The sequence below is a fragment of the Butyrivibrio sp. NATIVEDY162 genome (genome assembly GCF_045999815.1).
Lineage (GTDB): Bacteria > Bacillota > Clostridia > Lachnospirales > Lachnospiraceae > Butyrivibrio.
In genome coordinates this window covers 2527902-2541370 of sequence record NZ_CP172573.1, presented here as the reverse complement: position 1 = coordinate 2541370, position 13469 = coordinate 2527902, and the positions used below count along the sequence as shown (strand labels likewise).

Here is a 13469-nt window from a genome sequence, read left to right as displayed (position 1 = left end):
CCTCTTTATTCCGTTGCAGCACCTGCTGCTATATCTATTGTGAGGTCAACATATCCTTCGGCAGCCTGCCTCATCAGGGATACATGAACCTCCTCACCGGGCTTTATACCTCTTAATTTCGAGATAAAAGACTCTATCTTATCTATCTTTTCATCATTTATGGCTGTAATAATATCACCGCTTTGCACTCCCGCAAGCATAGCCGGAGAGTCAATATCAGTCATTGTAACATAGACACCTTCAGGAATCTCCTCGCTCTCAAGAAGCTCCTGTGGAACCGTCTGCCCATGAATTCCCAAAAATGCACGGCTCTTTTCATTGGAAAGGTCCTCGATCAGTGCTCTCAGTTCCGTTATCCCGACAGCGCGAAGTGTTCCGGGCATGTTCGCATTGTTGTAATGCATATCAATAAATCCCACTACTGAACCTGCAAGATTTATTATCGCTCCGCTCGCATTACTGCTGCCACTAATATCCGTAGTGAGCAGCATGTATTTAGAATCCGGAAGATCCAATGCAGAATTATCCGATGTAACAAACCCATAGCAAATAGATCCCTGAATTCCTGTAGGACTACCTATAGCAATGACAGGAGTTCCTGTAACAACTCCCGCACTTGAGCTTCCAAGGGGAGCAGCCTTGATTTTTTCCCTTGTGGTATCATCTACATTTCTGTTCTTTACCGCCAGGATACTAAGCCCTGTAACCTTATCACTCATCTTAAGATTAGCAGCGGTAGTACTTCCGTCAAAAAAAGTAACCTGAATAGATTCCGCATCATCAATTGCAGAAGTCTGCGTCAAAATCATGTATTCAGCACCATTATCTGCCACTATAACCCCTGATGTCTGACCTTCGCTCTCGTATGGACTGTTTATCCAGTTGGTGTCTGATGACCTGGATGTTACAGTAACTATGCTCTTTGCAGTATTTGTAGCCACAGTCTTAAGAGATGCGTACATCTCAATGTAATTAGATGAGTCAAAATGGTAAGAGTTCATCTCCTGCTGCATTCTGGATATCTCTGAGGATGCCATATCAATAGCAGCACTCGCTGCCTCAGCTGCAATTGCATTGTCATCTGCATACATATCCTCAGGCTGCATCTCTTCCTTGACTGTTTCTTCCGTCAGCGCAATTGGTGCAGGTGATTCCTCAGGATACAGCTTATTATTTATTACAGGTGAGAGAAAAACGAAAGTCAGACAGGCAACCGCACCAAATACAACAGCCATGGTAACAGTTATAAGAGTCCTTCTCAGCAGCTTTTTCTTATTTATCGGACGCTGCTTTATTTTTTCTCTCATAAAATCAGCTCTGGCTATAGGACTTTTCTCGGGATCCAGTCTTTCGTCTTCAGAACTGTTTCTTTTTTCTTCCATAAACGCCTCTGATCATTACTCTTTCTATAGTTTTATGACCTTTTGTCTATAAATCTTCTAAGTCTCTCCATTGCCCTTTTGAGGTCTTCCAGCGAGTATGCATAAGAAATTCTTATAAATCCCTCGCCGCAATCTCCAAAAGCATTGCCCGGAACAACTGCCAGTTTTTCCTCCTGAAGCAGCTGTGTAGCAAATTCATCACTTGTCATACCGAACTTTTTGATGCAAGGGAAAATATAAAACGCGCCAAATGGCTCGAAGCATGGAAGCCCCATATCCCTCAGCTCATGAATAAGATATCTTCTTCTCTGATTGTACTGATCCCTCATCATGGCAACGTCATCATCACCGTTTTTCAGCGCTTCTACAGCAGCATACTGACTGGTTGTAGGCGCGCACATTATTGCAAACTGGTGTATTTTGGTCATCTGTTCCAGAATCGCCTGCGGTCCGCATGCATAGCCAAGTCTCCATCCCGTCATGGCATAGGACTTTGAAAAACCGTTTATCAGTATGGTTCTTTCGTACATTCCGGGAATTTCCACAATTGATACATGTTTATCAGTATATGTCAATTCACTATATATCTCGTCAGATATCACATAGAGGTCCTTCTCTATAATAACTTTAGCAATGGATTCCAGATCTGCCTTCTCCATTACCGCTCCTGTCGGATTATTGGGAAAAGGAAGAACCAAAATCTTTGTCTTATCTGTCACATGACTTAGAATTTCCTCAGCCGTGAGCCTGAACTCATTTTCTTCTTTAAGTTCGATTATGACAGGCTTAGCCCCTGCAAGAATTGCACAGGGCTCATATGATACATAGCTTGGCTGCGGGATAAGTACCTCATCTCCCGGATCAACCATTGCTCTTATTGCAAGATCTATAGCTTCAGATCCACCTACAGTAACCAAAACCTGTTTGTTGGGATCATATTCCACATTTTGTCTTCTTTTTAAATAATTGCAGATCTCTACCTTCAGCTCCTGAAGTCCTGAATTGGATGTATAAAAAGTGCGCCCTTTTTCAAGTGAATAAATACCCTCATCACGAATGTGCCAGGGTGTGTCAAAGTCAGGTTCACCTACACCAAGGGAAATCGCGCCATCAATAGTTTTTACCACGTCGAAAAACTTTCGGATTCCCGAGGGCTTTATGTCTACAATTTTCTCAGATAACGGATTCCTCATGGCGTAATTATCTCCCTTGTATCATCATATTTTTTTGCAAGAATAGTTCCATGTTCCTTGTACTTCTGCAAAATGAAGTGTGTGGAACAGCTAAGAACAGTATCAAGCGGAGAGAGCTTGTTAGTAACAAAGCTTGCTACCTCCTTAAGAGACTTGCCCTCAAGCATAACCATGAGATCAAATCCGCCTGACATAAGATATACACTTGTAACTTCGGGATATTTGTAGATACGCTCTGCTATGGAATCAAAGCCTATGCCTCTCTGAGGTGTAACCTTAACCTCAATAAGAGCCATAACCTTGTCGATGGAAGTCTTAGACCAGTCAATCATAGTATGGTAGCCACAGATGATTCCTTCGTCTTCCAAGGCTCGAAGCTCATTCGCGACGTCAATCTCAGGCTCGCCCAAAAGTACCGCGAGTTCAGAAACGCCTATGCGACTGTTCTTGTCAATTGTACGAAGTAGTTCTTCTCTGTTTACCATAATTTTCTCCTCCAACTTTATAATATGGGTCAAATTTTATTCTACCATAAAATGGGATTGTGAGATACCTGACCGATTTCACCTGCTTTTATCATATAATTCTTATCTGTCAAACCCTGCATATTTCATCAGCCTGAGGCTTATCAAGATATCTTATCTCATCATCATTTTTTATTATCCTGTCATTCTTATCTGTTGTAATTCCAATGATGCTTGCTGCTATTCCTTCTTTTTCAAGCACTCTAACCATTGCCTCTCCATCAGCGGTAAGCATTAAGAGACTACCGCCCGAAACAAGTTGATAAGGATTTATCCCAAGATAATTTGTTATTTCTATTGTTTCCTGCTTTATCGGAATTTTCTTAAGATCAACCTCAAGGCCGCAGCCGGCTCTCTGGGCTATCTCCCACAGCGCTGCAAATATTCCTCCCATTGAAACATCATGAAGGTAACAAGCTCCCGCTTCTATTGCCAACTGTGAATCATTTTTTACAGAAATTCGTTCTTTGAATTCCTCTGCCTGCCTAAGCATATAATCCGGCAATCTCTCTGCAAGTTTTTCCCTGCATATTTCTGCCAGGATTGCTGTACCTTCAAGCCCGGTCCATTTGGTCATAACTATATCAAAATCTTTTCTCACACGGGTAGATGGTATTTTTTTGTTGTCACATGCTATATCTTTTGAGAGTACCCCTTCCTTAATCGGGAATACCTCTTTACCGACAACAGTTACAGTTATTACCACTTTATTTACGGCAAGACTAACCTCCGTATGTCCTCCATCTATGGCAATATTCAGGTCATTTGCAGCTCTTACAGCGCTTTTCATAATCTTCTTTAGTTCAGCTTCCTCAGCCGTCTCCGGCAGCAATATGCTTATAACAGCCATAGTGGGTATACCACCCATACAAAATATGTTATTAGCTGCATTATGAACCGCATAATAACCTGCATCAGCAGAATTAACTGTAAAAACAGCAACTGACGATAGTGTTTTTTGTCCGTTTTCATCTATAGAATAAGCGCAGTCTGATTTCGCAGCTGCGCTTTCCTTATTAGAATCACTTTTTATTATCTTTAGTACCGAACGTTTGAGAACGCTCTCAGTAACTTTTCCGATTCTCATTTATTAATTTTCTCCGTTTGCTTACTCGACGGGATCAATTGGTGCAGGTATTTCTTCCGGCACAGGATCGATTGGTGCAGGTGTATCACCTTCACTTGGTGTCGGTGCAGGTGCCGGTGCTGTCTGTTCGCCGCCATTATCAGCAGGTGTTTCGCCCTGATTTTCTGCCGGAGGCTGTTCACCATTCTGTGCCGCCTGTTGAGCCTGTAACTGCGCTTCTGCAGAAGCTGCCTGGGCTGCTGCTGCCTGCTGAGCTGCTGCTACATCACCGCCCTGAGCTGCTGCCTGCTGTACAGCTGCAATAGCTCCTGCAACTGCCTTGATCTGATTGATATCGCCTGTAGCGATTGCTGTAGCAATCTGGGCTGCTGCCGTAGGATCAGCTGTAGCTGTTCCCACAGTGATAATCCTGGGAACCATCTTATAAGTGCTGGAGTTAACCACTTCTCTGGAAGACTCTGCTCCATTTTCATATGTGATCTTCCAAAGCTGCGCTTTATATCCTATATGCGCAGACTGAGTATTAATTGAACCGATTGGAGAACCTCCATCAGTTACAATCTGATCAGCTCCTGCAGGTGTAGTCTCAAGAACCTCACTCTTAAACTCGACCTTATGTGTTGAAGGTCTGGTCTCAACTCCATAAATCGTAAATGTTATATGCTTATCACTTGAAGTATATCCTTCTATATAAATAGGATACTCACTACTGTTTACAAATTTAAAGTTCTTACCACCGTTTTCAGCAATTGCCGCATCCATAGACGGTTCTACATAGCTTATGATCATGGAGTGATTATGTCTCTCCGTAACCTCCAGCTCCGCCTTAAGTACTGCATTGTAGAGTGTGGTTGATACCTGACAGATACCACCTCCAACGCTTTCCACTACTATACCGTTTAGATATGAACCTGCAGGAAAATATCCGTTTGCCTCTGTAAAAGGTGTTATTACATCAAGAACAGAAAACTCCTCGCCCGGATAAAGTGTTGTTCCATTGATCAATTTGCATCCGTTTGCCACGTTGGCGCTTCTGGCAGCGCCGGATGTGGAATAACTGGTTGTATATGTTCCAAGAACATCGGTTACCTTGCTAAGTTCCTCATAGCTTCCCTGAGGTTCATCTGCATCTATGGCAACCTGAATGGCACAATCCTGATGATCCCAGTTATTCTGGATGTAATCCTTTATTATGGATAAAGATGTCTGCTCGTCCAGAATATATCCTGTCTGGCCGTCAGAAACAGTAAATCCGTTTTCAGTTTTTGTAAGTGTGTAATTTTTCTTAGATACGTTAAAAGGTGCACAGTCAACATCAAGTATCTCGTATATCGCATCGTCATTGAAGGAATATTCAATATCAAATCTCTTATTGCTGTGTTCAAGGTCCTTTATAGCCTTATAACGCTTAATGATATTGCCTTCTCTGCAAAGAGCATAGGCTTCATCTACCACTTCTGTATTTGCCCATCCAAGTCCGAGGTCTGCCACAGAAACAGTAACTGTCTGGCTATCCTCCATCCCCTTCAGGGTTACGTTCTTTGCTCGCAGCTGCTCAATATACTGATTAACAGCATCAGTTGCCTGCGCAGTTGTCATGCCGGAAACATCCACATCACCAATAAAAACACCTTGATGAATAGTATCTGAAGCTGCCTCTGCTCTGCCTGCCGGAATAACAAGTGCAAGCGTAAGCGCCATCAGACAAAGAAACATAAATTTTTTCATAAACTTCTCCATTTCGCCACTTTTCTGGCAAATACCGGTGTTATATAATCAAAATGAAAGACTGCTTGCAAGCGGTATAACCATCGCAAGAATCAGTACTATGATAATAACTGCAGAAATGACTTTTCTGTTTTTACCGGAATTAAAAAATCTAAGCATAATACTTTTCTCCTCATTTTCTGAAAGGATATTATAAATGAGATTACCTGTTTTTACAAGTTTTATAATGATCGTCTTAATTACCAACTTTGCCATACGAAGAAGTAATGAAAAGGCCCGAAAAGACGAGGAAAATTTCTGGAATAAGGAATTGCGGGCAAACAGCACAAGAAGAAAAAGTCTGGATTCCCTAAATTACATTACCATTCCCGTAGATAAGCTCCCATTTGGTGTCATTAAGGGCAACGCTGAAGTTGATTATTGTGAAAAAAACATTTTACGTCTAAGTGACCAGAAAATAGTAAATTTCACAGGAATTACCAATACCGATTTAAAGCTGGAATACGGAGCTCCAAACATCACTCTATTGACAGCCTTCGACCAGAATTACACTACCCTTGTTACGATGCTGCAAAAGTGGGCTCATGAACTCAATGAAGCAGGTTTATATAAAGAAGCTGCGTGTGTTCTTGAATTCTCGATTTCTACCAAATCAGATGTAACAGCCTCCTATAAGCTTCTATGCGACATTTATAAAAACAGACTATCGCTTAGCAGTTCTGAATTTGAAAATAAGATCAGAGCCATTCTTCCCATAGCAGAGTCGCTCAATTCACTAAGCAAGAACAATATCGTTTATCTTCTAAACGATTGCCTTGACGACAACGAATTATCCATACAGTCTTCTTAAATGCAAAACTCCCACCGTCCGATGGGAGTTTTAGTTTTGTAATTTCAATTATAATACTGTAGGGCCCTGTCCTATTGAAACAGTGTAAAAAGTTGCGTCATAGCCAATCTTTTCGCGATAAGCCTTTCCAACCTTTTCCTTAAATTCATCAACAGCCTCGTCTTTAACTATAGAAACGGTACATCCGCCAAATCCGCCACCTGTCATTCTTGAGCCAATTACTCCGGGAATCTTCCAAGCTTCCTCAGCAAGTGTATCAAGCTCCACTCCTGTAACATCATAATCATCACGAAGTGAAACATGTGATGCTTTCATAAGCTCTCCAAATCTCGCAAGATCACCGGCTTTAAGAGCTGCTACCGCTTCAATTGTGCGCTGATTTTCATATACTGCATGCTTTGCCTTAAGACATCTGTCATCATCCTTAATGGCATCCTTGTGTGCCTCAAACTCTTCCTCTGTAAGGTCACCGAGAGTCTTGATATTTACTACTGTCTGCAGCTCTTCAAGAGCTTTCTCACAGGCACTTCTTCTATCATTATATGCAGAATCTGTAAGCTTATGCTTTTTATTTGTATTGCTGATAATAATCTTTGCACCATCAAGGCTGATGGGAGCATATTCAAATGACAGATCAGAAGTATCAAGGAAAATAGCATTTCCTTCCTTACCCATAGCAACTGCAAACTGATCCATAATTCCGCAGTTACAGCCATTGAAGTTGTTCTCTGAATACTGTCCTATAAGTGCGAGATCCTGATTTGTAACATCAAAACCATATAAATCTCTTAAGATAAATCCTGTCAGTACCTCAAGTGATGCTGAAGATGACAAACCTGAACCATTTGGTATATTTCCGTAAATGACCAGGTCAAATCCGGTATCAAGCTTAAATCCTCTCTGCTCAAAAGCCCAAACCACACCAACGGGGTATGCTGTCCAGCCGGCAGTTCTTGAAGCATCAAGATCATCAAGAGAAGCCTCTATTACTCTTGCATTATCAAAATTCATTGAAAAGAAACGCATTTTTCTATCGTTTCTCTTTGCTGCAGCACCATAAGTTCCGATGGTCAGTGCGCATGGAAATACATGGCCGCCGTTGTAGTCTGTATGCTCACCGATAAGATTTACACGACCGGGCGCAAAATAAGCCTTTACATTTTCGTTTTTGCCATACTGTTCTTCGAACCCCTTGAGTACAGCTTCCTTCATACTCTGTTCCATTTTAGATTACCTTCCACAATTTAGTTTTTTGCAGCCTGCAGGAGCTTCTCACGGAGCTGTGTCTCTATCTGTGAAAGCTCAGCTTCTGCTGTTCTTCTCTTTTCCTTGCCCTCTGTCTGTATCTTCATAACCTCATCAAGTGTTGAGATCAAGGTTTCATTAGTGTGTTTAAGAGTCTCCATATCAACAATGCCACGCTCTGATTCCTTTGCTGCCTCCACAGATGCTACCTTAAGCATATCTGCATTCTTCTTAAGAAGTGCGTTTGTCATATCATTAACCTCTCTCTCGGCCTTAGCTGCCTGTGCTGAATGTTCAATACCGATCGCGATAACCATCTGGTTCTTCCAAAGCGGAATAGTATTAACTATAGTTGACTGAATCTTCTCAGCCATTGCTGTATCAGCACTCTGAACCATACGGATCTGAGGTCCTGTCTGCATTGCTATTGTACGGGTAAGTTCAAGATCATAGATCTTTTTTTCAAATCTGTCACAAAGCGCAGCTATATCCTTAGCAGCCTGAGCATCCTCAGGAAGTCCTGACTGTTCTGCTTTTTTCTGTGCTTCAACGAGCTCATTTGCTCTAACCTGCTCAAGCTTCTTCTTGCCTGCAATAATGTACATGGAAAGTTCTTTATAATAGTTGAGATTCAGCTTGTACATGTTGTCGAGAGTAGCCACATCCTTCATAAGCTGCATCTGATGTCTTTCAAGCTCGCTGCTTATTACTTCAACATTTTTCTCAACGCTTGTGTATCTTGCCTTTAATGCAGTTACCTTATTTGAACTTTTCTTAAAAAAAGCCCTAATACCCTTCTCATCTTCTTCAACTTCAAAGTTCTTGAGCTCTGTAACAAGACCGGTGATCATATCACCAACCTGTCCCATGTCCTTTGTACGTACATTATCGATAGCTTTTTCTGAAAAATCTGCCATCTTCTTCTGAGTACCGGCGCCATAGTTCATTATGCCCTGAGAATTAGTGATATCTATCTGATCAACAAAAGCATCAATCTGCTTCATCTCCTCTTCAGACAGCTGTGCTTCCTTGGCTACCGCCTCCGGTGCCGGTGCCTCCGCCTGTGCTGCAGCAGGGGCTGCCGCCTCAGCTACAGGTGCATCGAACGATAATGTCGGTGCTGAATTTTCAAACTCTTTAAACTCTTCTCCCATTTTAATTCCTCCAACTTAATTTTTCTTATCAAAATACTCCAAAAAACTTACATTTACAACTTTATATATCCATTAAAACTTAAGCTCAACCTTACCGTCCTGTGAAGTCTGTTCCTTTGCCTGAGCTGTGGGTGCCGCCTGGTAAGCAGCTCCGTCAAATTGCAAAGGTTGTGCATTCATCTGAGGCTGATCAAATTCCGAAAACTGCGGAGTAGGAATCTCGCCTGACTGTATCTTGTCCAATGCATCCTGAGTAAGACCATCCTGAGCCATCATCGTCTTCATCACTGATATATCTGAAGATATATCCCATGCCATATCCTGGAACAGACTATCAAGAAGGTTCTCAAATGCATCGTTTATTAAATCCATTGCATCCTCTATTTCCTTCTTGGTCTTAGTTATATTGGTTCCAACTTCGGGCTGCTTATCAAGATCCGCATAAGCCTGCAGGAGCTTCGTGGTTGTAGGTAGATAATACTCCATAAACTTTCTGAGGTCATCAGCACAAGAAGGATCTTTTTCAACCTGAGTAAATATCTTCTTCATGATACTCTCAAGCTGATATATCTTTGCAGACATCTCATCTCCGGGTATTATGGCATTCAACTTCTGTATAGTATCAATATAAGCATTTCCTTCATTAATAACTGCTCTTGCATGTGAATCGGTAACGCCCACAGAACTCTCTGTTTTTAACCTCTCATTACCTGCAACATTAGCTGCATCATTAAGTCTCTGTCTGCTCTCAGCAAACTCTCTGTCCTGCCTAGCCTTCTCAGCCTTAATGTACTGTGCAAAAGCTCGCTCTGACAGCATAACCGTAGTCTCAGCATTATCAATTCTTGCAGTAGGAAGGTAATCCTTCTCCATCATCTTTTTTATATTAGCAAGAACCGTATCTGAGCGCTCACCGGCTGCCATAGCCAGATCGCTTATAGCAAAGTATTCTGCTCTTCCAAGTATCTTCCCATATTTATTGAATGCTCTCGCAAGCTTTTTCTCATCCGAACCGGATTTGACCAATAAACCACTAAGAGCAGTAAGTCCGAGAAAAACTGCTGCCGGCGCCAAACTCACATCAATCAGAGCTCCTAAAGCCATTATTCCCCAAAAGCAGACGCCCACTATACCAATAGAAGCTTTCCCCATGCCCTGATTGTAGCCGACAGTCCTTGTGAAAAACGGTGTCCTTCTACCTGCGCTTGCATAGTTTACTGTTCTGACATCAGAAGCTTTCCCCCTGAAATTATTTGACGGATTTGCCTTGGCTGCCTTAACAGCATCATTAATTGAAGATCTCAGCGAACTGCTCAGGTTGTTGTAGTTCCCGGTCTCAACAGCCTTCTCAACTTCCTTTAATATACGACTGCTTGCATTGTAAATATTGTCATAATCACTCATACTTTTCCATCCATAACGTCAAAAATACCGTATTCATAGGTATTCCCAAATTTTTTCATATCGCTTCTATTCTATAATAAGATTTGCCAAAAAACAATGACAGCGCCTACTTCTTCGTCATGTTTAATTTACATATTTTGGCGTCATAGAATAGATGTATTTACCAACTTGTATAAGTTCATCTTAATCGTTCATTTTTCAAGAATTGTGGTATTATTGTACATAAGGTTCGTTATTAAAAATATGAAAAAACGAGGATAGTACTATGGATAGACAAAATCTGACACTATTAACCGATCTGTACGAGCTGACAATGATGCAGGGATATTTCAAAAACAAGTCCCAAAATGAAACTGTCATCTTTGATGCTTTTTTCAGAAACAATCCTTTTGGCGGCGGCTATTCTATCATGGCCGGTCTGGAACAGCTTATTCAGTACATTAAGGAGCTCCATTTTGATAAAGAAGATATCGATTACCTGAGGAGCCTGGGTATCTTTGATGAAGATTTCCTCGATTATCTTAAAGATTTCAAATTCAGCGGAGATATATACTCCATTCCCGAAGGTACTCTTATTTTCCCGCGTGAACCTCTTGTTAAAGTTATTGCTCCTATTATGGAAGCACAGCTTGTAGAGACTGCTATTCTTAACATCATCAATCATCAGTCACTTATAGCTACAAAAGCTGCCAGAATCTGCTACGCAGCTAATGGTGACGGCATAATGGAATTTGGTCTCAGACGTGCGCAGGGTCCCGATGCCGGAACATATGGTGCAAGAGCTGCTGTAATTGGCGGCTGCATAGGTACATCCAACGTACTTTGCGGACAACTCTTTGATATTCCCGTCAAGGGTACTCATGCACACAGCTGGATCATGAGCTTCCCAGATGAATATACTGCTTTTAAAACATATGCAAAGCTCTATCCTTCAGCGTGTATCCTTCTCGTTGATACCTATGACACCTTAAGGTCAGGTGTTCCTAATGCCATAAGAGTATTTAAAGAGATGAAGGAAGAAGGAATAGATTTATCCTTCTACGGAATCCGTCTTGATAGCGGAGACCTTGCATACTTATCCAAAGAAGCCAGAAAAATGCTTGATGCCGCAGGATTCACCGATGCAGTTATCTCTGCGTCAAACGATCTTGATGAGTATCTTATTTCATCACTCAAAACTCAGGGAGCTGCAATCACCTCCTGGGGTGTTGGAACTCATCTGATCACAGCAAAAGATAATCCGTCATTTGGCGGTGTGTACAAACTGGCTGCAGTAAAAGGCGAAGACGGCACTTTCATTCCCAAAATAAAGTTGTCTGAGAATTCAGAGAAAGTAACCAACCCGGGTAACAAAAAGATTTACCGTATTTATGAGAAAGCAAGCGGCAAAGTAAAAGCTGATCTCATATGTCTTGAAAATGAAACATTTACTGAAGACAAGCAGCTTCTTCTCTTTGATCCCCTTGAGCCCTGGAAAAAGACTCTGCTTCCTGCAGGCTCCTTTACGCTTCGAGAGATTATGGTTCCAATTTTCAAAAACGGTGAGTGCGTTTACACTTCTCCTAAGACAATGGACATCAGGGAATATTGCCTGAAAGAGCAGGATACCCTTTGGGAAGAGACAAGACGTCTGTTTAACCCTCATGAAGTTCATGTGGATCTGTCAAAACGACTCTATGACACCAAGATGAAGTTACTTGACCAGATGAGCGGACTTGATATGACAAATGTAGAAAATTAAGGTAAATATTTTAATAAAAACCATGTGAGGAACTTCTCACATGGTTTTTTCATTAATCATTTATGATCATAAGGATGAATTGTCTCTATGGTTCCATCCTCAGCGATATTAAGTTTCGTGTATTTTACACATCTTCTATGGTTTACGCCGTTGGATAATTCGCAGTCATGGTAGAAAAGATACCATTCTCCCTCAATCTCCAGAATAGAATGATGAGTTGTCCATCCAATTACAGGCTCCATGATACGTCCCTTATATGTGAAAGGGCCATACGGGTTATCGCTCTCTGCATAGCACAGATAATGTGTTGTACCGGTAGAATATGAGAAATAATATTTTCCGTTATATTTATATGTCCAGGGATCCTCGAAATATCTGCGATCCTCGTCACCTGCAAGAAGGGGCTGTCCGTTTTCATCAAGGATTTTCACATCTCTAGGTGCTTCTGCAAAAGATTTCATATCAGGGTTCATAAGCGCCACTTTAGGAAATACTGCAGGTTCATCTTTTGCAGGCTCAGTTCCTTCAGGGTCAAATTTTCCTGTCCTGTATTTTTCAAGCTGGCCGCCCCAAAGACCGCCGAAGTAAACATAAATCTTATCGTCTTCATCTTTAAACGAGCAGGGATCTATACTAAAACTTCCCTCGATACAATTGTCTTCCGGCTTAAATGGACCCTCCGGCCTGTCACTTTCTGCAATGCCAAGTCTGAAATTGCCATCTTTATCCCTTGCAGGGAAAACAAGATAATATTTGTCATTTGTATATACAGCATCAGGAGCCCACATCTGATCTCTTACCCAGGGCACATCATGCATGCTAAGGGCCACTCCGTGGTCTGTCACTTCTCCTCCGAGCTTGTCCATGGAAAGAATGTGGTAATCCTCCATCTGATACTCATCACCATTGTCATTGTCTTCTCCATCATGCGGAACATCATGTGATGGATATACATATATTTTTCCTTCAAAAACATGGGCCGACGGATCGGCTGTAAAAATATGTGTTACTAAAGGCTCTCTCTCTTTGCTCATTATAAACTCCTCTCATCAACTCAAGTGTTATAACGATAACACGTTGCTACTTTGTTTTCTTTTCAATAGTTGTTAGCTAATTATCAAATATTGCTTACTACCAAACTTATAAAATGCATAACATGTC

General features: G+C 41.6%; 11 protein-coding genes. 2 read left to right on the top strand and 9 right to left on the bottom strand.

Annotated elements, in window-relative coordinates; all coding sequences use genetic code 11:
• Nucleotides 1–5: 5 nt before the first annotated feature.
• From ACHCNF_RS11005 to ACHCNF_RS10985, 5 genes are all read right to left on the bottom strand, one after another.
• Nucleotides 6–1382, bottom strand: coding sequence for a S1C family serine protease (locus ACHCNF_RS11005; RefSeq protein WP_408069835.1), 1377 nt, complete (start codon nt 1380–1382; stop codon nt 6–8).
• 32 nt (nt 1383–1414) lie between these two features.
• The gene (locus tag ACHCNF_RS11000) at nt 1415–2575 is read right to left on the bottom strand and encodes an aminotransferase class I/II-fold pyridoxal phosphate-dependent enzyme (RefSeq protein ID WP_408069834.1); all 1161 of its coding nucleotides are present in this window, start codon (nt 2573–2575) and stop codon (nt 1415–1417) included.
• Entirely contained in the window at nt 2572–3060 is a 489-nt protein-coding gene (locus tag ACHCNF_RS10995; RefSeq protein WP_408069833.1) for an Lrp/AsnC family transcriptional regulator, read from the bottom strand. Before ACHCNF_RS10995 ends, ACHCNF_RS11000 begins: the two co-directional genes overlap by 4 nt.
• A 109-nt stretch (nt 3061–3169) precedes the next feature.
• Nucleotides 3170–4186, bottom strand: coding sequence for an AIR synthase related protein (locus ACHCNF_RS10990; RefSeq protein WP_408069832.1), 1017 nt, complete (start codon nt 4184–4186; stop codon nt 3170–3172).
• Nucleotides 4187–4207: 21 nt separating this feature from the next.
• Nucleotides 4208–5914 carry a VanW family protein gene (locus ACHCNF_RS10985; RefSeq protein ID WP_408069831.1) on the bottom strand — a complete coding sequence of 569 codons (1707 nt, stop codon included), beginning with the start codon at nt 5912–5914 and terminating at the stop codon, nt 4208–4210.
• Nucleotides 5915–6110: 196 nt separating this feature from the next.
• Between ACHCNF_RS10985 and ACHCNF_RS10980 the strand changes: the two genes are divergently transcribed.
• Nucleotides 6111–6764 carry a hypothetical protein gene (locus ACHCNF_RS10980; protein ID WP_408069830.1) on the top strand — a complete coding sequence of 218 codons (654 nt, stop codon included), beginning with the start codon at nt 6111–6113 and terminating at the stop codon, nt 6762–6764.
• Nucleotides 6765–6812: 48 nt separating this feature from the next.
• On the opposite strand, the gene ACHCNF_RS10975 is transcribed toward ACHCNF_RS10980, so the two are convergent.
• The 3 genes from ACHCNF_RS10975 to ACHCNF_RS10965 all read right to left on the bottom strand — a co-directional run bounded on the left by ACHCNF_RS10975 (nt 6813) and on the right by ACHCNF_RS10965 (nt 10567).
• Nucleotides 6813–7976: a galactokinase gene (locus ACHCNF_RS10975; protein ID WP_408072230.1), complete on the bottom strand. Its 1164-nt coding sequence runs from the start codon at nt 7974–7976 to the stop codon at nt 6813–6815.
• Between the two features lie 32 nt (nt 7977–8008).
• On the bottom strand, nt 8009–9163 hold the full coding sequence (locus tag ACHCNF_RS10970; protein ID WP_408069829.1) for a toxic anion resistance protein: 1155 nt from the start codon (nt 9161–9163) through the stop codon (nt 8009–8011).
• Nucleotides 9164–9235: 72 nt separating this feature from the next.
• The gene (locus ACHCNF_RS10965) at nt 9236–10567 is read right to left on the bottom strand and encodes a 5-bromo-4-chloroindolyl phosphate hydrolysis family protein (RefSeq protein WP_408069828.1); all 1332 of its coding nucleotides are present in this window, start codon (nt 10565–10567) and stop codon (nt 9236–9238) included.
• 265 nt (nt 10568–10832) lie between these two features.
• Here ACHCNF_RS10965 and ACHCNF_RS10960 point away from each other — a divergent pair, with 265 nt between their 5' ends.
• Nucleotides 10833–12308, top strand: coding sequence for a nicotinate phosphoribosyltransferase (locus tag ACHCNF_RS10960; protein WP_408069827.1), 1476 nt, complete (start codon nt 10833–10835; stop codon nt 12306–12308).
• Nucleotides 12309–12364: 56 nt separating this feature from the next.
• Here the strand turns inward: ACHCNF_RS10960 and ACHCNF_RS10955 are convergent, their stop codons facing one another.
• Nucleotides 12365–13342, bottom strand: a complete 978-nt coding sequence (locus ACHCNF_RS10955; protein ID WP_408069826.1) for a glycoside hydrolase family 43 protein — start codon at nt 13340–13342, stop codon at nt 12365–12367.
• Nucleotides 13343–13469 lie beyond the last annotated feature (127 nt).

Excerpts from the sequence above, each read along its gene's own strand:
- ACHCNF_RS10980 (WP_408069830.1), top strand. The coding sequence starts at position 6,111 with ATGAGATTACCTGTTTTTACAAGTTTTATAATGATCGTCTTAATTACC.
- ACHCNF_RS10970 (WP_408069829.1), bottom strand. The coding sequence starts at position 9,163 with ATGGGAGAAGAGTTTAAAGAGTTTGAAAATTCAGCACCGACATTATCG.
- ACHCNF_RS10960 (WP_408069827.1), top strand. The coding sequence starts at position 10,833 with ATGGATAGACAAAATCTGACACTATTAACCGATCTGTACGAGCTGACA.
- ACHCNF_RS11005 (WP_408069835.1), bottom strand. The coding sequence starts at position 1,382 with ATGGAAGAAAAAAGAAACAGTTCTGAAGACGAAAGACTGGATCCCGAG.
- ACHCNF_RS10995 (WP_408069833.1), bottom strand. The coding sequence starts at position 3,060 with ATGGTAAACAGAGAAGAACTACTTCGTACAATTGACAAGAACAGTCGC.
- ACHCNF_RS10985 (WP_408069831.1), bottom strand. The coding sequence starts at position 5,914 with ATGAAAAAATTTATGTTTCTTTGTCTGATGGCGCTTACGCTTGCACTT.
- ACHCNF_RS10965 (WP_408069828.1), bottom strand. The coding sequence starts at position 10,567 with ATGAGTGATTATGACAATATTTACAATGCAAGCAGTCGTATATTAAAG.
- ACHCNF_RS10975 (WP_408072230.1), bottom strand. The coding sequence starts at position 7,976 with ATGAAGGAAGCTGTACTCAAGGGGTTCGAAGAACAGTATGGCAAAAAC.
- ACHCNF_RS11000 (WP_408069834.1), bottom strand. The coding sequence starts at position 2,575 with ATGAGGAATCCGTTATCTGAGAAAATTGTAGACATAAAGCCCTCGGGA.
- ACHCNF_RS10990 (WP_408069832.1), bottom strand. The coding sequence starts at position 4,186 with ATGAGAATCGGAAAAGTTACTGAGAGCGTTCTCAAACGTTCGGTACTA.
- ACHCNF_RS10955 (WP_408069826.1), bottom strand. The coding sequence starts at position 13,342 with ATGAGCAAAGAGAGAGAGCCTTTAGTAACACATATTTTTACAGCCGAT.